At 67.1% G+C, this 17,850-nt stretch carries 16 protein-coding genes and 2 pseudogenes; 13 read left to right on the top strand and 5 right to left on the bottom strand.

The genetic code is table 11. The features are described from left to right. Window positions 1–196 precede the first annotated feature (196 nt). Window positions 197–2,050 (bottom strand): ABC transporter ATP-binding protein, encoded by a 1,854-nt coding sequence (locus BSE24067_RS12230; protein WP_151063978.1) that lies wholly within the window; start codon window positions 2,048–2,050, stop codon window positions 197–199. 289 nt (window positions 2,051–2,339) lie between these two features. Between BSE24067_RS12230 and BSE24067_RS12225 the strand changes: the two genes are divergently transcribed. From BSE24067_RS12225 to BSE24067_RS12200, 6 genes are all read left to right on the top strand, one after another. Next, a complete protein-coding gene (locus BSE24067_RS12225; RefSeq protein ID WP_151063977.1) occupies window positions 2,340–2,906 on the top strand; it encodes a TetR/AcrR family transcriptional regulator in 567 nt (188 codons plus the stop codon). 202 nt (window positions 2,907–3,108) lie between these two features. Beyond that, window positions 3,109–3,534, top strand: coding sequence for an organic hydroperoxide resistance protein (locus tag BSE24067_RS12220; protein ID WP_151063976.1), 426 nt, complete (start codon window positions 3,109–3,111; stop codon window positions 3,532–3,534). Between the two features lie 67 nt (window positions 3,535–3,601). Next, on the top strand, window positions 3,602–4,636 hold the full coding sequence (locus BSE24067_RS12215; RefSeq protein WP_151063975.1) for an alpha/beta hydrolase: 1,035 nt from the start codon (window positions 3,602–3,604) through the stop codon (window positions 4,634–4,636). 281 nt (window positions 4,637–4,917) lie between these two features. After that, the gene (locus BSE24067_RS12210) at window positions 4,918–5,289 is read left to right on the top strand and encodes a CidA/LrgA family protein (protein WP_151063974.1); all 372 of its coding nucleotides are present in this window, start codon (window positions 4,918–4,920) and stop codon (window positions 5,287–5,289) included. Further along, a complete protein-coding gene (locus BSE24067_RS12205) occupies window positions 5,286–6,020 on the top strand; it encodes an LrgB family protein (protein WP_151063973.1) in 735 nt (244 codons plus the stop codon). The genes BSE24067_RS12210 and BSE24067_RS12205 overlap by 4 nt, the downstream gene beginning before the upstream one ends. 231 nt (window positions 6,021–6,251) lie before the next feature. Continuing rightward, window positions 6,252–6,587 carry a hypothetical protein gene (locus tag BSE24067_RS12200; protein WP_151063972.1) on the top strand — a complete coding sequence of 112 codons (336 nt, stop codon included), beginning with the start codon at window positions 6,252–6,254 and terminating at the stop codon, window positions 6,585–6,587. Between the two features lie 176 nt (window positions 6,588–6,763). On the opposite strand, the gene wrbA is transcribed toward BSE24067_RS12200, so the two are convergent. Together wrbA and BSE24067_RS12190 are read right to left on the bottom strand one after the other, a co-directional pair. Beyond that, window positions 6,764–7,366: an NAD(P)H:quinone oxidoreductase gene (gene wrbA, locus BSE24067_RS12195; RefSeq protein WP_151063971.1), complete on the bottom strand. Its 603-nt coding sequence runs from the start codon at window positions 7,364–7,366 to the stop codon at window positions 6,764–6,766. 62 nt (window positions 7,367–7,428) lie between these two features. Continuing rightward, a complete protein-coding gene (locus tag BSE24067_RS12190) occupies window positions 7,429–8,154 on the bottom strand; it encodes a pirin family protein (RefSeq protein WP_151063970.1) in 726 nt (241 codons plus the stop codon). A 126-nt stretch (window positions 8,155–8,280) separates the two neighbouring features. Here BSE24067_RS12190 and BSE24067_RS12185 point away from each other — a divergent pair, with 126 nt between their 5' ends. The 4 genes from BSE24067_RS12185 (at window position 8,281) to BSE24067_RS12170 (ending at window position 12,703) form a co-directional block, all read left to right on the top strand. Further along, the gene (locus BSE24067_RS12185) at window positions 8,281–9,201 is read left to right on the top strand and encodes a LysR family transcriptional regulator (RefSeq protein ID WP_151063969.1); all 921 of its coding nucleotides are present in this window, start codon (window positions 8,281–8,283) and stop codon (window positions 9,199–9,201) included. A 201-nt stretch (window positions 9,202–9,402) separates the two neighbouring features. Beyond that, entirely contained in the window at window positions 9,403–10,347 is a 945-nt protein-coding gene (locus BSE24067_RS12180) for a dTDP-4-dehydrorhamnose reductase family protein (protein ID WP_151063968.1), read from the top strand. A 524-nt stretch (window positions 10,348–10,871) separates the two neighbouring features. Beyond that, window positions 10,872–11,201 (top strand): H-NS histone family protein, encoded by a 330-nt coding sequence (locus BSE24067_RS12175; protein ID WP_151063967.1) that lies wholly within the window; start codon window positions 10,872–10,874, stop codon window positions 11,199–11,201. A 254-nt stretch (window positions 11,202–11,455) separates the two neighbouring features. Further along, window positions 11,456–12,703, top strand: a complete 1,248-nt coding sequence (locus tag BSE24067_RS12170) for an MFS transporter (RefSeq protein ID WP_151063966.1) — start codon at window positions 11,456–11,458, stop codon at window positions 12,701–12,703. Here the strand turns inward: BSE24067_RS12170 and BSE24067_RS12165 are convergent. Next, a pseudogene (locus tag BSE24067_RS12165) lies at window positions 12,681–13,272 on the bottom strand (alpha/beta fold hydrolase); the annotation flags it as partial. The gene BSE24067_RS12170 and the pseudogene BSE24067_RS12165 sit on opposite strands and share 23 nt — an antisense overlap. Window positions 13,273–13,483: 211 nt before the next feature. On the opposite strand from BSE24067_RS12165, the gene BSE24067_RS12160 reads away from it, so the two are divergent. Then, window positions 13,484–14,395, top strand: coding sequence for an acetoacetate decarboxylase family protein (locus BSE24067_RS12160; RefSeq protein ID WP_151063965.1), 912 nt, complete (start codon window positions 13,484–13,486; stop codon window positions 14,393–14,395). 43 nt (window positions 14,396–14,438) lie between these two features. Next, complete coding sequence (locus tag BSE24067_RS12155) at window positions 14,439–15,686, top strand: saccharopine dehydrogenase family protein (protein ID WP_151063964.1); 1,248 nt, start codon at window positions 14,439–14,441, stop codon at window positions 15,684–15,686. A gap of 175 nt (window positions 15,687–15,861) precedes the next feature. On the opposite strand, the pseudogene BSE24067_RS12150 reads toward BSE24067_RS12155, so the two are convergent. Beyond that, a pseudogene (locus tag BSE24067_RS12150) lies at window positions 15,862–16,173 on the bottom strand (type 1 glutamine amidotransferase family protein); the annotation flags it as partial. A gap of 397 nt (window positions 16,174–16,570) precedes the next feature. On the opposite strand from BSE24067_RS12150, the gene BSE24067_RS12145 reads away from it, so the two are divergent. Then, window positions 16,571–17,761, top strand: coding sequence for a beta-propeller fold lactonase family protein (locus tag BSE24067_RS12145; RefSeq protein WP_151063963.1), 1,191 nt, complete (start codon window positions 16,571–16,573; stop codon window positions 17,759–17,761). Window positions 17,762–17,850 lie beyond the last annotated feature (89 nt).

Below are 17,850 nucleotides of genomic sequence, written 5' to 3'. Positions count from 1 at the left end.
GATCGCGCATCGTCGAGGGAACCAATAAATTGTCGAATCGTTATGAGGCGTGACGGCGTGTCGGCATATCGTTGCGCAAGCAACCGAATCGGCGCGATATCACTTCGCACTTCGCACTTCGCACTTCGCACTTCGCACTTCGCATTTCGCACGTCGGGCACGCGTTGCGCGCGGCACGCCCGAAGCATCGGCACGGCTATTGTTCCGCGCCTTCCGCTTCCGCCGTCTCGCCGAGGAAGCCGCCGCTCTGGTGCGCCCACAGCGCCGCATAGATGCCGCCGGCCTGCAGCAGCTGCAGGTGCGTGCCTTCCTCGACGATGCGGCCTTCGTCGAGCACGATCAGCCGGTCCATCGCCGCGATCGTCGACAGCCGGTGCGCGATCGCGATCACCGTCTTGCCGCTCATCAGGCTGTCGAGGCTGCGCTGGATCGCGACTTCGACCTCCGAATCGAGCGCGCTGGTCGCTTCGTCGAGCACGAGAATCGGTGCGTCCTTGAGCATCACGCGCGCGATCGCGACGCGCTGCCGCTGGCCGCCCGACAGCTTCACGCCGCGCTCGCCGACCTCGACGTCGTAGCCGCTGCGCCCGTACCGGTCGCGCAGCCGCTCGATGAAGTCGGACGCCTCGGCGCGCACGGCCGCGTCGCGCATCTCGTGCTCGGTCGCGTCGGGGCGGCCGTACAGGATGTTCTCGCGCATCGTCCGGTGCAGCAGCGACGTGTCCTGCGTGACCATCCCGATCGCCGCGCGCAAGCTGTCCTGCGTCACGTGCGCGATGTCCTGCCCGTCGATCCGGATCGCGCCGCCGTCCACGTCGTAGAAGCGCAGCAGCAGGTTCACGAGCGTCGACTTGCCGGCGCCCGAGCGGCCGATCAGGCCGATCCGCTCGCCGGGCCGGATCGTCAGGTTCAGCCCGTCGAACACCGGCGTGTCGTTGTCGTCGTGCGCGAAGCGCACGTTGTCGAACACGATTTCGCCGCGCGGCACCGCGAGCGTCTTCGCGCCGGGCGCGTCGACCACGCTGCGCACCTTCGTCAGCGTGTTGATGCCGTCCTGGATCGTGCCGACGTTCTCGAACAGCTCGGTCATCTCCCACATGATCCAGTGCGAATAGCTCGACAGCCGCAGCGCCATCGCGATCACGGCCGCGACCACGCCCGCGCTCGCTTCGCCGTGCAGCCATAGGTACAGTGCGAGGCCGGTCGAGCCGACCAGCAGCAGCGTCGACAGCAGGTGGTTGACGATCTCGAACGCGCTGACGAGCCGCATCTGCGCATCGCCAGTGACCTTGAACGCTTCCATCGCTCGGCGCGCGTGGTCGGCTTCGCGGCGCGTGTGCGAGAACAGCTTCACCGTCGTGATGTTCGAATAGGCGTCGGTGATGCGGCCCGTCATCAGCGCGCGCGCGTCGGCCTGTTCGCTGCCGACGCGCCCGAGGCGCGGCACGAAGAACGCGCAGGCGGCGCCGTAGCCGAGCGCCCACAGCACGAGCGGAATCATCAGCCGCCAGTCGAAGCTCGCGGCGAGCGCGAGAATGCCGATCAGGTACGCGGCGACGCCGATCACGACGTCGACCGACATGAACAGCGCATCGCGCACCGCGAGCGCGGTCTGCATGATCTTGGTCGTCACGCGGCCCGCGAACTCGTTCGCGTAGAACGACAGGCTCTGATCGAGCATCAGCCGGTGAAACAGCCAGCGCAGCCGCATCGGGAAGTTGATCGCGAGCACCTGGTGCTTGACCATCGTATGCAGCGCGATCAGCAGCGCGCTGCCGGCAAGGATCGCCGCGAAGCCGGCGAGCGTGCCGAAATGGCGGCCGCCGAAGTCGGTGGGCGTCGCGGACGACAGCCAGTCGACCACGCGCCCCATCATCGCGAACAGCGCGGCTTCGTACGCGGCGAGCGCGGCCGACGTCAGCGCGATCAGCAGGATCCAGCCGCGCGCGCCTTTCGTGCACGCCCAGACGAACGAGAAGAACCCCTTCGGCGGCGTGACGGGATCCTCGAGCGGGAATGTCGGCAAACGCCGTTCAAACCACGAAAACATTGAACCTTTCTCCTTGTGCGCACCGGCGCCGCCGCCGGACGGGCAATGGCCGGGCGAGCGCGGCGCGATCCTCCCGGGCCGCCGATTCGCGTGCGGGCTCGTCGACCAGGAATACGTTGCGGCCTTGCGGCCGCGGCGTCCGGCTGCGAGTGTCGCACCGATTCGACTCCGCTGCAGGGCGGTTGTAAGCGCCGGCCGCAGTTCGAGGCGAACGCACGGCGCCGGTCTTTTCACCCCCATCCAAAAAAATCGCTTGACTATCTATCTATGAGTAGATAAAGTTCGACCCATGGAAACGAAAACGACCGTCCGCGAACAGATTCTCGACCACGCGATCACGCTGATGATGCTGCGCGGTTACAACGGCTTCAGCTATCGAGACCTGTCCGACCTGGTGGGCGTGAAGACGTCGAGCATCCACTACTACTTCCCGTCGAAGGATGATCTCGTGCTGGAAGCAGTGGCAGCCTACAGCGACGACGTCCTCGCGGCCATGCGGGCGATCGATCCGGCGTTGCCGGCCGACGTGAAGCTGAGCCTGTACACGAAGCTGTTCGGGCGAACGCTGGGCGACGGCAACCAGATCTGCCTGTGCGGGATGCTGGCGGCCGACATCGAATCGTTGCCGGAGAACGTACGGCAGGCTGTACAGGCATTCTTCAAGGCCAACGAGCGCTGGCTCGCCGAATTGCTGGCGCAGGGCGCGAAGGAGGGCACGCTGCAGTTCAGCGGCAAGCCGGAAACGGCGGCGCGCACGCTGTACGCGGCGTTCCAGGGCAGTGTGCTGGCCAGCCGGCTGTTTCATACGCGGGCGCGTCTCGAGGACGTCGAGGCCGTCTGGAAAGCCCGGTCCTGACGGGCCGGCAAGCGGTCAGGCGGTTCGCCGCCTTTTGTTGGGTTTGGTTGTCTATCATGTAGTAGATAGACTGGCTGATGTAGCGGATGGGATTTCACCGTCCGCGTTTTTGGGGGTGCTTGTTTATCTATTAGTAGATAAACCGGCGTGATCCCGGATTTGAAAGCTGTTTCATTCACTCATCGTTGAAAAGGAGTCTGTCATGTCGATCGAAAAAGTGCTGTATCGCGCTCATGCAAAAGCCACCGGCGGCCGCGACGGCCGTGCGACGGTGCCCGAAAGCGGTCTCGACCTGAAGCTGACCACGCCGCGCGAACTCGGCGGCGCGGGCGGCGCCGGCGCCAACCCCGAGCAACTGTTCGCGGCCGGCTACAGCGCGTGCTTCATCGGCGCGATGAAGTTCGTCGCGGCCCGTGACAAGATCGCGATCCCCGCGGACGCGTCGATCGAAGGCAGCGTCGGCATCGGCGCGATCCCGAACGGCTTCGGCATCGAAGTCGAACTCAGGATTTCGCTGCCCGGCCTCGACCGCGACACCGCGCAAACGCTGGTCGATCGCGCGCATGTCGTCTGCCCGTATTCGAACGCGACGCGCGGCAACATCGACGTCACGCTGACGCTCGTCTGATCGCACGTACTGCGAACCCATCCATCGTCATTCATTGCATTTACCGGTTGAGCCAAGGAGTCTCATCATGAAGATCGTCAAGCCGCTGCTGATCGCCGCCGCCGTTGCAGCCGCGTTGTCCGCCGCGCCCGCCGCATTTGCGGGCGGCGCCGAAGCCGCCCGTCCCGATACGGCGACGCGTGCATTCCTCGCCGTGCTGAACGGCCAGAAGGGGCCCGGCCTCGAAACGCTGAGCCCGGCGAAGGCGCGGCAGGTACTGGTCGATGCGCAGAGCGGCGTGAAGGTCGACCTGTCGGGCATCGACGTATCGAACCGCACGATCGAGCAGGACGGCCTGTCGGTGCCGATCACGATCGTCCGTCCGCACGGCGTGACGGGGACGCCGCCGGTGTTCATGTTCTTCCACGGCGGCGGCTGGATTCTCGGCGACTTCCCGACGCATGAGCGCCTGGTGCGCGATCTCGTCGTGCAATCGGGCGCGGTCGCGGTGTTCGTGAACTACACGCCGTCGCCGGAAGCGCATTACCCGGTCGCGATCAATCAGGCGTATGCGGCGACGAAGTGGGTCGCCGCGCACGGCGCGGAGATCGGCGTCGACGGCAGCCGCCTTGCGGTGGTGGGCAACAGCGTCGGCGGGAACATGGCGGCTGTCGTCGCGCTGATGGCGAAGGACAAGGGCGGCCCGGCGATCCGCTTCCAGGGTCTGTTGTGGCCCGTCACGGACCACGACTTCAACACCGGTTCGTACAACGCGTATCAGCAGGGGCACTTCCTGACCCGGCCGATGATGAAGTGGTTCTGGGACGCGTATACGAAGAACGAAGCGCAACGCAACGAGATCTACGCGTCGCCGCTGCGCGCGAGCACCGCGCAGTTGAAGGGGTTGCCGCCCGCGCTGATCCAGGTCGCGCAGTTCGACGTGCTGCGCGACGAAGGCGAAGCGTACGGCCGCAAGCTCGATGCGGCGGGCGTCGACGCGACGACCACGCGTTATGACGGCACGATCCACGATTTCGGCTTGCTCAACGCGCTGGCCGACGATGCGCCGACGAAGGCCGCGATGAAGGCGATGGCGAACGAAATCGCGACGCGGCTGAAGTAATACCGCGGGCGGCATTTGGGCAGACCCGAATGCGCACGATGAAGCGGCGGCCCTGTGTCCGCCGCTTTTTGCATGGTGACGAAAGTTGCGATGAAACGCGATCTTCCCCGCCGGCTTGAAACGATCGGATCGCAATCGTGTTGCGCTTGCGCGATCGCGCCGGTCCCGTCCGTCGTTTGTTGGTACGATCGCGCGTATCGTCCATGCCGGCGCCCGCAAGGGCCCGGCCCATCGGCCGCGCGGCCGCACGCCGGCGCGGCCACGTTCGGGAGAAGTGCTTCATGCTGCAGGCGTTCGCGGTGTTGCTGACGTTCCAGTGCCTCGGGGAAGGCGTGTCCTATCTGTTCGCGCTGCCGGTGCCGGGCCCGGTGATCGGCATGCTGCTGCTGTTCGGCTTCGTGCTGCTGCGCCCCCAGGTGGCCGACGCGATCGAGCCGACCGCGCTCGAGCTGCTGCGTCACCTGTCGCTGCTGTTCGTGCCGGCCGGCGTCGGGATCATGGTGTCGGCCGACCGCGTGCGCGGCGATGCGCTCGCGGTGGTCGTCGCGCTGGCGGTCAGCACGTCGCTCGCGATCGCCGTGACCGCGCTCGTCACGCGCGCGTTGCTGCGCCGCCAGCGGCGCGCGGGCGGCGCGGCGGAGGGCACGCAATGACGGCCTTCCCGAAACTCGGCGCGATCTGGGTCTATCTCGCCGCGACCCCGCTGCTCGGCCTGACGATCACGTTGATCGCTTACGTGATCGCGCAAGCCGTCTATGCGCGAGCGCGCTTCAACCCGCTTGCTAATCCGGTGCTGATCGCGGTCGCGCTGATCGTCGTGCTGCTGACGATCACGCACACGCCGTATCCGACGTATTTCGAAGGCGCGCAGTTCGTGCACTTCCTGCTCGGCCCGGCGACCGTCGCGCTGGCGCTGCCGCTGTACCGCCAGTGGTCGAAGCTGCGGCGCGCGGCGGTGCCGCTGCTCGTCGGGCTGCTCGCGGGCTCGCTGACCGCGATCGTGTCTGCGGTGGGCGTCGCCGCGCTCTTCGGCGCGTCGCATCAGACGATTGCATCGCTCGCGCCGAAATCCGCGACCACGCCGATCGCGATGGCCGTCGCGCAGGCGATCGGCGGAATTCCGTCGCTGACGGCCGTGCTCGTGATCTCGACCGGCATCTTCGGCGCCGTGTGTGCACGCGGCATCCTGAACGCGCTGCGCATCGACGAGCCGGCCGTGCGCGGCTTCGCGCTCGGCGTCGCATCGCACGGGATCGGCACCGCACGCGCGTTCCAGGTCAGCGAGGAGGCCGGCGCATTCGCCGGGCTCGGGATGGGGCTGAACGGCGTGCTGACCGCGTTCGTCGTGCCGGTCCTGCTGCCGGTGCTGTCGCGCTGGATCTGAGCGGTGCCGAACACGGGACGGCGGCTGCGCGCGGATGCTATCGGTTTCCCTGATGGGACCGGCGACGGGCCGGCCGGTCAACGCACGTCGCGCCGACGTATCGCAGACGTTATCAGGAGAATTCAGGAACCCGCGCGGACATTTGTGCGGCGATCGGCTAACGTTGCATCGGCGCCGTCGTCGCACGCCGGCGTTCGACCCGCAACCAACAATCGACAAGGAGATCCCGCCATGAAGAAGTCTCGCGCGGTTTCGGTGGCAATGGCAGTAACGGCGTCGTTCGGTCTGCTGTTGACCGTCGCGCCGGCGGCATACGCGCAGGATCCGGCGTCGGCGCCGATGCAGGATTCGGCATCCGCGCCGACGCAGAAGCAGCTCGACAAGGCGCAGAAGAAAGCTGCGCGCAAGGCGGCGCGGGCACGCCACGCGAAGGATCTGAACGCGATCGGCACCGGCAGCGGCTATCGGCTGACCAACGATCAGAGCAACTATCCGCAGAACGCGGTGGAAAAGGCGCCCGCGGCCAAGGCGGCACCTGCGCCGGCCGCGCCGGCCTCGGGCCAGTAACGGCCGCTGACCGCCGCTGACGACCGCAGGCGGCCGGCAAGGGCCGCGCGGGTGCTCGATGGAAAACGGCGCCGGGTTCGACCGGCGCCGTTCGTTCGTGTGCGTGCCGCGCAGGCGTCACGTGCCGAACGCCGCCGCGCGTCACGGCTTACCGGCACGCGCGGCATTCGTTCGCGTTACGACGCGAGCTTCGCGGCGAGTTCCGCGACGTGCTTGCCCTGGTAGCGCGCGATGTCGAGTTCGTTCGCGCTCGGCTGACGGCTGCCGTCCGCGCCCGCGAGCGTGGTCGCGCCGTACGGCGTGCCGCCCGTGATTTCGTTCATGTTGACGAGGCCGCTGCACGCGTACGGCACGCCGACGATCACCATCCCGTGGTGCAGCAGCGTCGTATGGAACGACGTGAGGGTCGTTTCCTGGCCGCCGTGCTGCGTGCCCGTCGACGCGAACACGCTGCCGATCTTGCCGACGAGCGCGCCCTTCATCCACAGGCCGCCGGTCTGATCGAGGAACGTGCGCATCTGGCCGGCCATGTTGCCGAAGCGGGTCGGCGTGCCGAAGATGATCGCATCGTAGTTCGCGAGTTCGTCGACGGTGGCGACGGGCGCGGCCTGGTCGACCTTGACGCCGATCGCCTTCGCCTGGTCGACCGGGATGGTTTCCGGCACGCGTTTGAGCGTGACCTCGACGCCGGGCACCGATTTCGCGCCTTCCGCGACGTGCTGCGCCATCGTTTCGACGTGCCCGTAGGACGAGTAGTAAAGAACGAGTACCTTGGCCATGTTGCGAATCTCCGAGTAAGGAAGGCCCCGCCTTCAGCGGGGCCCGATGTTCCGAACGGGCGTCATGCCCACTCGGCCGTCACTTCGACCGGACGCAAGTCGAATACCAGCACTTCCGCATCCTTGCCGTCGGCGAACGTGAGCGCCCGTTCGCCGCGGATGCGCGCGCCGTCGCCTTCGCCGAGCGTCACGCCGTTGACCGTCACGCTGCCGCGTGCGACGTGCACGTAGGCGAAGCGGTCCGGTGCGAGCTCGAGCGTGGCGCGCTCGTCGCCGTCGAACAGGCCGGCGTAGATCCGCGTGTCCTGCCGGATCGTCAGCGAGCCGCCGTTACCGTCAGGCGACACGATCGGCGCGAGCTTGCCGCGCTTGTCGGCTGTCGCGATGTTCGTCTGCTGATAGCGCGGCTCCGCACCCTTCTCGGCCGGCCCGACCCAGATCTGCAGGAAGTGGACGGGCGAGTCCGGCGAGTGATTGAACTCGCTGTGACGCACGCCCGTCCCCGCGCTCATCAGCTGGACGTCGCCCGGCACGATCACCGACCCGGTGCCCATCGAATCCTTGTGCTCCAGCGCGCCGTCGAGCACGTACGACAGGATTTCCATGTCGCGGTGCGGGTGCGTGCCGAAGCCGCGGCCCGGTGCGACGCGGTCATCGTTGATCACCAGCAGGTCGGAGAAGCCGACTTGCTTCGGATCGTAGTAGTTCGCGAAAGAAAACGTGTGACGCGAGCTGAGCCAGCCATGTTCCGCACGGCCACGTTGGTTTGCTGCACGAGTCTCGATCATGATTTTTCCTGGATGTCGCCGGACCTCGGAAGTGGGACCGGCCGTTCGTTGAGATGAATCTTAGGTCAATCTATTTGACAAATAAATCGCCGTAGAGATAATGACTGTCGCTATGGAGTGGACAATATGGAACTCAACGACCTGAGGATCTTCGTCGCGACCGTCGACGCGGGCAGCTTCACGGCGGCAGCCGACCAGCTGATGCTGTCCAAGCAGTTCGTGAGCCGGCGCACGATGGCGCTCGAGGCGTCGCTCGGCGTGCGGCTTTTGCATCGCAATACGCGCAATCTCGCGGTCACGGAATCGGGGCAGGAGTTCTATGCGCGTGCGCAGCGGATCCTCGCCGAGGTCGCCGATGCCGAGCAGGCGATGTCGGTGCGCAGCACCGAGCTGCACGGGTCGCTGAAGATCAGTGCGCCGCTGTCGTTCGGGATCACGCACGTGTCGCCGCTGATCGCCGAGTTCCTGTCCGCGCATCCGGCTGTGCGGCTGAACCTCGATCTGACCGACCGGCGCGTCGACCTGATCGGCGAAGGCTTCGATCTGGTGCTGCGGATCGGCGCGCTCGAGGATTCGACGCTGATCGCGCGGCCGCTCGGCGCGTGGAAGATGATCGCGTGCGCGAGCCCGGCTTACCTGAAGCGGCAGGGCACGCCCGCGACGCCGGCCGATCTCGGCGCGCACACGTGCCTGATGTACGGGCGCGAGCGGCGCGTCGGGTGGGAATTCCGGATCGACGGCGTCGCGCGCACGTTCGACGTGCAGGGGCCGCTCGTCGCGAACAACGGCGAAGTCGTGCGCGACGCGGCGATCGCGGGGCTCGGCATCGCGCTGCTGCCGCAATTCATCGTCGGCGCGGCGCTCGACCGCGGCGCGCTCGTGCCGGTGCTGGACGCGTACGCGCCGTCGCCGCTCACGCTGAATGCGGTGTTTCCGCAGCACCGGGAAGGGTTCGTCACGCTGCGCACGTTCATCGGATTTCTGGCGGAGCGGCTCGGGGACGTCGTGCCGCAGCCGGACGGCGGCGCGGGGCGGCGGCAGCGGTAGCGGTAGCGGGAACAGGCGTGCGGTGAAACCGGAGTCTCATCTCCGCTGTCCGTGCGGAGATTAGTGTGCCAGGCCCGACGCGCCGGATGGCGCGCCGGGCCTTGCTTCATCAGATGCAAAGCCGACGTCAGCCGGCCTCGACATCGGCCGCGCGTTCCCGTATAGATTGGGGTCCGTCATCCCTTTTCTTCGTTGGCTACCGTGCCGCATCCGACCATCCTCCTCATCGGCGCGTCCGGCCTGCTTGGCCGTGCGGTCGCCGCATCGCTGGCGCGCGAATCGTCGTCGACGCTGGTCGCGACCATCCGGAACCCGGCCACCGCGGGCGCACGGCGTCTCGCGCTGCCGTCGCACAACGTCGTCCGGCTCGACGCGCTCGATCAGCCCGCGCTCGAACGCCTCTTCGACACCCGCCGGCCGGCCGCCGTGATCATCTGCGCGGCCGAGCGCCGGCCCGACGTCTGCGAACGCGACCCCGCGGCCGCGCGGGCGATCAACGTCGACGCGCCGGCGCGCATCGGCGCGCTCGCCGCGCGCTACGGCGCATGGACGCTCGGCATCTCCACCGACTACGTGTTCGACGGCAAGGCCGCGCCTTATCGCGAAGATGCGACGCCGAACCCGCTGAACGTCTACGGCCGCACCAAGCTGGAAGGCGAGGCCGCGTTGCTCGCCGCGTCGCCGCTCGCGTGCGTGCTGCGCCTGCCGTTGCTGTACGGGCCGATCGTCGACTGGCACGAGTCCGCCGTGACGAGCCTCGTGCCGGCGATCGTCGCGTCCGCGCGGCCGGGCGCGCAAGCGGTCGGCATGGACGCGTGGGCGATCCGCTATCCGACTTACACGCCCGATGTCGCGGAAGTGATCCGCGATCTGACGCTGCGTCATCTCGCGGGCGCGACCGTCACCGGCATCCATCATTGGTCGGGCGAGGAGCCGATGACGAAGTACGACATCGCGCAGCGCATCGCGGCCGCGCTTGGTATCGACGCGGCGCTCGCCCGGATCGACACGCCGGCCGATGCGACGCCGCGACCGTACGATTGCCATCTGGACGCTGCGCGGGTGCGCGCGCTCGGGATCGATCATGCGACGCCGTTCGATACCGGGCTGCAAGCGGTATTGCGTGACGCGCCGACATTGGGTTGAGCGCGCGGTAGCGTGTACGCAGAAGTCGCGATTGGCTACGGCACGACGCGCACGGTCGGTGCTGATCGCGAATACCTGCACGTGTTTCCGGTCAGCGCCGGTGACGCGGCGCGGGCGACGATGCCGAACCACCTGGCCGACGACGTCGGCGCGTCGCCGATCTCGAACCGCGTGGGACGGGCGCGGCTTCGGCGCGTAAATCGCCGCGCGCGCCGGCGCGCAAAAGTCCGAACACGACCGATGCGCACTGCTATCATTCGCGCCATGCCGAGCCTTTCACGGGCGCGGTGCTCGGCGGCGAGGAGGTCGCCCCCGGCGGTTCGTTGCGGACTCGGACTCGGCGCGCGTCGTGTTGGGTGCCGGTGCCGCGCGGGTTTCGGCGATTGCTTGCTTTCGGCAGACTGCGAAAGCCTTGCGGGCCCGTGAAACGATTCACATATCGCAACACAGATTGGCGGAACTTCGTGATAGGTTTGGCCATCGGACGTTTTTTGAATAAAAACATGCCCAAAGAGGATGAATACATGACCCAGGCTCTACAGGAACTCGAGGCACAACTTCGGGACCTGAACATCAAGCTGTCGGAAGCCAAGCAGAAGGAGAAGCAGGCCGCACTCGCGGCGTTCAAGGAGCAAGTCGAACTGTTGGGCATCTCGCAGCAGGAAGTGCTGAGCGCCCTCGGCTACATCGTTCAGCGAAAACGCAAGGCGCCTGCGAAGTACTACGATCCGACGACCGGCCGCTCATGGTCCGGCCGCGGCCCGCGGCCCAAATGGCTCGAAGGCAAGGATCTCGATTCGCTGCTCGTCAACCGCGAGGCCAAGACCTGGTGGCCTGGGGAAGATCAGGGCTGATACGACACCGCGACGGCACCGCCCGGTGCCGTCCGACGCGCAGCGGCGGCTCCGGCCACGCAGCACCCGTTTTCTTCGTTCCTCTCTTTCGGTGTCCCGCCTGACTGCGGGATCGCCGGCTTCAAAGCCTTGCAAATTCATTGCCGCACGCCGCCCGTTTCCGCTTGCGGAAGCGCGCGGCGCGCGGCGCTTTTCGCCGGTGATGCGCGGGAACAGGCCGTAGAATGTCGCCCGGACATTCGCGGCAGGACACCATGGCAGCAAACATGAAATCTTCGACGCTCGGCGATCCGGCGCCGCCGCGCGCCGAGCAGGTCGGCTCGTACGCATGGAAGGCGCTGGCCGGCTCGGCGCTCGGCTATGCGATGGACGGCTTCGACCTGTTGATCCTCGGCTTCATGCTGCCGGCGATCACGGCCGCGCTGCGGCTGACGCCCGGGCAGGGTGGCGCACTCGTCACGTGGACGCTGATCGGCGCCGTCGCGGGCGGCATTCTGTTCGGTACACTGAGCGATCGCTACGGCCGCGTGCGCGTGCTGACCTGGACGATCATGCTGTTCGCGGTCTTCACCGGCCTGTGCGCGTTCGCGCAAGGCTTCCGCGATCTGCTCGTGTACCGGACGATCGCGGGCATCGGGCTCGGCGGCGAATTCGGGATCGGCATGGCGCTCGCGGCCGAAGCGTGGCCGGCGAGCAAGCGTGCGCGCGTGTCGTGCTACGTCGCGCTCGGCTGGCAGGCCGGCGTGCTGCTGGCCGCGCTGCTGACGCCGCTGCTGCTGCTTCATATCGGCTGGCGCGGGATGTTCGTGGTCGGCGTGCTGCCCGCGCTGCTCGCATGGGTGCTGCGCAACCGGCTGCACGAACCGGGAGTGTTCCAGCAACGCGCGACGCAGCCGCGCGCCAACGCATTCCGGATGCTCGTCGCCGACACGCGCACCGCGCGCACGAGTCTCGGCATCGCGATCCTGTGCTCGGTCCAGAACTTCGGCTACTACGGGATCATGATCTGGCTGCCGACGTTCCTGTCGAAGCAGATGGGTTTCTCCCTGACGAAATCGGGACTGTGGACCGCGGCGACCGTGATCGGGATGATGATCGGCGTGTGGGTGTTCGGGCAGCTTGCCGACCGCATCGGCCGCAAGCCGACGTTCCTGCTGTACCAGCTCGGCTCGGTCGTGACGGTCATCGCGTACGCGCGGCTGTCGGACCCGACGACGATGCTGTGGGCCGGCGCGCTGATGGGGATGTTCGTCAACGGGATGGTGGGCGGCTACGGGACGCTGATGTCCGAAGCCTATCCGACGGCCGCGCGCGCGACCGCGCAGAACGTGCTGTGGAACATCGGCCGCGCGGTCGGCGGCTTCGGGCCGGTGGCGGTCGGCGCGCTGGCCGCGCACTTCTCGTTCCAGACGGCGATCGCACTGCTCGCCGGCCTTTATGTACTCGACATGGTCGCGACGCTGTTCCTGATTCCCGAGCTCAAGGGCGTCGCGCTCGAGTGATGTCGGGCGGCCGTCGCGCGGCAAGCGGCTGCCCGTGCCCGCGATCGCAGGCCGACGGCAGCATCGCGCGCGAACCTCGGCCGTGGATGAACGCGAGCAGATCCGCATTGATCGTGTCGGCGTTCGGCGTCGGCGTACCGTGCGGAAAGCCCTTGTAAATCTTCAATGTGCCGTTTCGCGCGAGTTTGGCCGATGACAGCCCGGAATCCGCATACGGACGATCGGTCGTCGTCGCCATGCATCACCGGCACCGGCATCGTGGTGCGTTGCGGGTCTTCGGTGAAGTCGGTCTGCGAGAACGCGACGATCCTGTCGCAATGTGCGTTGGCGCTACCCATCATGCCCTGTCGCCACGCGTGAATGTCGTAGTAGAACTGTGCGCGATTCGCCGCGAGTTGTGCCTGCAGATCGTCGAACACGTCTTTCGGCAAGCCGCCCGGGTTGCTATCGGTCTCGACCATCAGCGGCGGCACGGCGCTGATCGGCACGGCCGTGGACACGCGGTCCTCGCCATGACGAGCGACGTAGTGAATAACTTCGCCGCCGCCGGTGGAATGGCCGACATGCATCCTTCGCGGCGTCGTTTCCATCCGGGCAAAAGGACGCCGCCCGGCCGCCAAATCCGGCAAATCAGCGGTGGCGGGCATTCCGACCCGTCCCTCTAGTCATGGCCTTGACCTTGAAGTCGACTTGAATCTTAAAGTGCGTGCTGACAGGTCATGGATCTGCAGGCCGCGCACGTTGCCTGCGACGATCGTTCTTCGATGCGAGGAAACGCACATGGACAGGCGCTTTACACAGGTTGAATTCGGGCCGCACAAGGTCGACGTGCCCGAAGGCGGCTATTACGACCGGTTCCGGATGAATCCGGATCTCGACGCGGTCGCGCGGGATCCGGCCGCGGGGAACATTGATTTCTTCCGTCGGATTCCGAAGCGTCAGGTTGCGTCGCGGGTAGGCCAGACCTGGGCGCCGAACTTCTACTATCGTTCGAGCAGTATCCAGCTGCTGTTTCTCGCGCCGCTCGAGCGCCTGCGCCCGATGTTGCCGGTGCCGCTCGAACCGCTGCGCGCGGTTCCGGGGTACGGGCTCGTGGCGCTGACGTTCTTTTCGTATTCGGTCTGCGACAACGATCCGTACGACGAAGTGTCCGTCGCGCTCGTGATTCGACGGCCGGGTGCGCGTGGCTCGCATGCGCTCGAACTGCTCGACGCGATGCGGCGGCGCAGCTTCTTCGCGCACGTACTGGCGCTGCCGGTCACCACGGAAATCGCGCGGGTGCGCGGCGTGCACGGCTATCAGCTGCCCAAGTGGCTCGCCGATATCGACATGGACATCGGCGCACGCGTTGGCGCGCGGATCGCCGGACCGGACGGCAGGCCGGACCTGACGCTGAGTGCGCCAACGCCGGCGTTGACCGATGTGCCTTCGCAGTCGCGGATGGGCACGAACACCATGATCAATCTCGTCGACGGTGTGTGGCACCAGAGCTCGGTGCAGACCAATACGTTATCGTTCGCGCAGCGCGTGTTGCCGCGCGGTGTCGAGCTGGTGCGGCACGGTGGGCCGTTGAGCCAGCTGCTCGACGGGCTGGGCATCGCGACGATCGTGCGCTTCGACGTGGTGAAGGATGCGCAGCTCGTCCTGAACCTTCCGACGCCGGTGAAGGCGTTCGATGAACCCGTTCGATGAACCGGACGGGAGCCGCACACCACTGGATGAACAGGAAGTGTCGATGACCCAGCCGACCCACGTTCTCGATCTCGTCGTATTCGGTGCCACCAGCTTCGTCGGGCGGATCCTGACGCGCTATCTGGCGGAACACCTGTCCGGCAGCGGTGAAACGCTGAAGTGGGCGATTGCCGGCCGCTCCGAGACGAAGCTGCGGCAACTGAGAGATACGCTCGGTCCTGCGTGGGACACGCTGCCGATCATCGTTGCCGATGCGGCCGACGAAGGGCGGTTGCAGGCGCTGTGTGCCCGCACGCGTGCGGTCGTGTCGACCGTTGGCCCGTACGCCCTCCATGGCGAACCGCTGGTCCGGATCTGTGCGCAAACCGGCACGGACTATTGCGATCTCACCGGCGAGACGCAGTGGATCAAACGGATGATCGAGCGCTACGAGCCGGCGGCTCGGCAATCGGGTGCGCGCATCGTACATTGCTGCGGTTTCGATTCGGTGCCGTCGGACCTCGGCGTGCTGTTCCTGCAGCAGCACGCGAGGCGGGAGTGGGGCGTGCCGGCCACGCAGGTGAAGATGCGCGTGAAGACGCTGAAGGGTGGCGCGTCGGGCGGCACGGTTGCGAGTGTGATCAACGTCGTGCGCGAAGCGGCGGCCGACCCCGCATTGCGCCGCGCTTTACTGGATCCGTATGCGCTCGCGCCGAAGAATCACGGGTTCACGGTGCGGCAGCACGCGGTCCGCTCGGCGGAATTCGACCGCGACGACGGCACGTGGATCGCGCCGTTCGTGATGGCGGCCATCAACGAGCGCGTCGTACATCGCTCCAATGCGCTCGCCGGCAACGCGTATGGCAGCCGGTTCACCTACGACGAAGCGGTGATCACGGGAACGGGGCTGAAGGGCCGCTTCGCCGCATTCGCGATGGTCGCCGGCCTCGGTGCGTTCATGGCGGGCGTGTTGATCAAGCCGGTGCGCGGGCTGATGGAGCGTTATCTGCTGCCGAAGCCCGGTGACGGGCCGAGCGAGGCGGCGCAACTGGCCGGCTGCTACGACCTGCGCTTCGTCGGGCGCGCCGACGACGGTCGGACACTGCGCGTCAAAGTCACCGGAGATCGCGACCCCGGCTACGGCTCGACGGGAAAGATTCTGGGCCAGGCTGCGTTGAGTCTCGCACTGGATTGCAGCCGTGACGGCGAGAAGGCCGGGCGCGGCGGCTTCTGGACGCCCGCAACGATATTCGGCGAGCGCTTCGTCGAGCGTCTCGAGCATCATGCCGGACTGCGTTTCGAGCGGCTTTGACGGCGTTGCGCGCGCAGCCGCACGTATCCGCCCGAAGCCGCCCGAAGCCGCCCGAAGCCGCCCGAAGCCGCGGCGACGCGCGACGGATCGCGGCGCGTTTGCGTCACGCGTGCAGCGTCACGCGATTGCGTTCCAGCAGCCCGACGACCTGCTCGGCCGTTGCCTTTGCGGACTAGCCGCCGGTGAAATAGATCGCATCGAACTCGGCCGGGTCGATCTCGTCGGGGCGCGCAGTGTTCGCGAGTAGCGCCGCGTTCGCTTCGTCGGCGCGCCACGCCTTCGTCACGGCGTCGGCGTGCGGCCATTTGAGCGAGCGCGGCTCGAGCGGCGACACGCCCCCTTTGGGGCTCACCAGCCGTTGCTCATAGCCCCTTTTCGCGACGATGTGATGGGCATGGGTCAGCTCGGACAGCCACAGTCCTGTCGGTTGCGACGGATCGGCGTAGTGCGCGACGTTGCCGACGACATGAAGTATCCGCTTCGCCATGATGCGATCTCCTCTTTGTCGGCCACGGGCGGCTGTCCTCGACGCACCGCCGTTTTGACGGATGGCAGAACACGCATCTGTAGCCCCGATACGCGTGCCGACACAAACCATAACCCTGAAGTGAAGTTCAAGGTCAAGCGCTTTTCGCCTTCTTCCGCGCGGGCGCCCGGAGGGGCTCGATCCCGGCGCGGCGGCGATGGCCGACACCGCATGCATGCCGAAGCTGCGGGATCCCGGCTCGTTCGTGAGCGTCGACATCGATCCGCTCCCGACCTGGACCGCCGGCATGCGACGCCGGTTTTGCGCGCTTTCATGCATCATGCGATGGCATCGACCCGTCGAGCAGCAGGGTCGTGCGAATTCTTGCGTCCGCAACCGATCCGGAGAACCGACCGCCATGCATTCGAATCCCATTCGCCTTCGTCGCGCCCGCCTGCTCGCCGCGCTGACGCTCGCCACCGCCGCCGTCGCCGCGCACGCGGCCGACTGGATCGTGTCCGGCAACGACGGCAAATATCAGCGCGTCGAAGGGCGCGACACCTTTCTCGCATCGCCGCCCGCCGACACGCTGACGCTGCTCGATGCGAGCGTGTTCCCGCCGAAGGTCGCGGTTCAGGTCGATGTCGAGAACGGTATCCAGGGGCCGCCGCAGGCGGTCGCGATCACGCCCGACGCGAAGCTCGCGCTGGTCGGCGCGCCGACTCGCTACGATCAGGCCGCGAAGCAGCTCGTGTTCGACACGTTCGTGCAGGTCGTGAACCTCGATGCGTCGCCGCCGGCGATTGCACGCATCGAACTCGGCACGCATCCGCAAGGGATCGCGATCGACCGGTCGGGCCGGCTCGCGCTGGTCGCGAGCGTCGACGGCAGCGTGTCGATCCTGCGGATCGACGGCACGCAGGCGATGCTCGACGGCAACCTGAAGATCGGCAAGAAGCGGCTTGCCGGGATCAGCTTCACGCACGACGGCAAGCATGCGCTGGTGTCGCTGCGCGACGAGCAGGGCATCGCGGTGCTGAACGTTGGCGACGACGGCAAAGTGACCGACAGCGGCGCGCGGCTCAGCACGGGCGTCGCGCCGTATACGATCGACGTGTCGAGCGACAACCACTGGGCCGTCGTCAGCAACGTCGGACTCGCGGGGCTGCCGGGCTATACGGGCACGCTCGCCGGCGATGCGGACACGATCGCGCTGATCGACGTATCGCGCACACCGTTCCGCACGGTCCAGTACCTGACGGTGCCGTCGCTGCCGGAAGGCGTCGCGATCTCGCCCGACGGCAAATGGATCGCCGTTCAGGCGATGGACGGCTCGAACCTGACGGCCGACAACCCGGGTCGTCACAAGCTCGGCAAGGTGGTGCTGTTCGAGATCCGCAACGGCCGCGCGGTGCAGACGAGCGAAGTGCCGGGCGGCGAAGCCGCGCAGGGGATCGTGTTCACCGCCGACAGCCGGCACGTGATCGTGCAGTTCAACGTCGAACGGCAGCTCGCGTTGTATGCGGTGGAAGGCGGCAAGCTGCGCGATACGGGCAAGCGCATCGCGCTGTCGGGCGGGCCGTCGTCGTTGAGGACGTTGCCGCGGTGACGTGCGGCGGGTGCCGGCCACCGCGATGCGGGCTGCGCGAACGTCACTGCGAACGACGTCGCGGTCGCGCTCGCGCGCCGGCTAATCGA

It is taken from the genome of Burkholderia latens (assembly GCF_902499045.1).
GTDB classification, from domain to species: domain Bacteria; phylum Pseudomonadota; class Gammaproteobacteria; order Burkholderiales; family Burkholderiaceae; genus Burkholderia; species Burkholderia latens.
This window is presented reverse-complemented; position numbering and strand designations above follow the sequence as displayed.

Coding starts and splice junctions, on each gene's coding strand:
- BSE24067_RS12230 (WP_151063978.1), bottom strand. CDS start 2,050: ATGTTTTCGTGGTTTGAACGGCGTTTGCCGACATTCCCGCTCGAGGAT.
- BSE24067_RS12225 (WP_151063977.1), top strand. CDS start 2,340: ATGGAAACGAAAACGACCGTCCGCGAACAGATTCTCGACCACGCGATC.
- BSE24067_RS12220 (WP_151063976.1), top strand. CDS start 3,109: ATGTCGATCGAAAAAGTGCTGTATCGCGCTCATGCAAAAGCCACCGGC.
- BSE24067_RS12215 (WP_151063975.1), top strand. CDS start 3,602: ATGAAGATCGTCAAGCCGCTGCTGATCGCCGCCGCCGTTGCAGCCGCG.
- BSE24067_RS12210 (WP_151063974.1), top strand. CDS start 4,918: ATGCTGCAGGCGTTCGCGGTGTTGCTGACGTTCCAGTGCCTCGGGGAA.
- BSE24067_RS12205 (WP_151063973.1), top strand. CDS start 5,286: ATGACGGCCTTCCCGAAACTCGGCGCGATCTGGGTCTATCTCGCCGCG.
- BSE24067_RS12200 (WP_151063972.1), top strand. CDS start 6,252: ATGAAGAAGTCTCGCGCGGTTTCGGTGGCAATGGCAGTAACGGCGTCG.
- wrbA (WP_151063971.1), bottom strand. CDS start 7,366: ATGGCCAAGGTACTCGTTCTTTACTACTCGTCCTACGGGCACGTCGAA.
- BSE24067_RS12190 (WP_151063970.1), bottom strand. CDS start 8,154: ATGATCGAGACTCGTGCAGCAAACCAACGTGGCCGTGCGGAACATGGC.
- BSE24067_RS12185 (WP_151063969.1), top strand. CDS start 8,281: ATGGAACTCAACGACCTGAGGATCTTCGTCGCGACCGTCGACGCGGGC.
- BSE24067_RS12175 (WP_151063967.1), top strand. CDS start 10,872: ATGACCCAGGCTCTACAGGAACTCGAGGCACAACTTCGGGACCTGAAC.
- BSE24067_RS12170 (WP_151063966.1), top strand. CDS start 11,456: ATGGCAGCAAACATGAAATCTTCGACGCTCGGCGATCCGGCGCCGCCG.
- BSE24067_RS12160 (WP_151063965.1), top strand. CDS start 13,484: ATGGACAGGCGCTTTACACAGGTTGAATTCGGGCCGCACAAGGTCGAC.
- BSE24067_RS12155 (WP_151063964.1), top strand. CDS start 14,439: ATGACCCAGCCGACCCACGTTCTCGATCTCGTCGTATTCGGTGCCACC.
- BSE24067_RS12145 (WP_151063963.1), top strand. CDS start 16,571: ATGCATTCGAATCCCATTCGCCTTCGTCGCGCCCGCCTGCTCGCCGCG.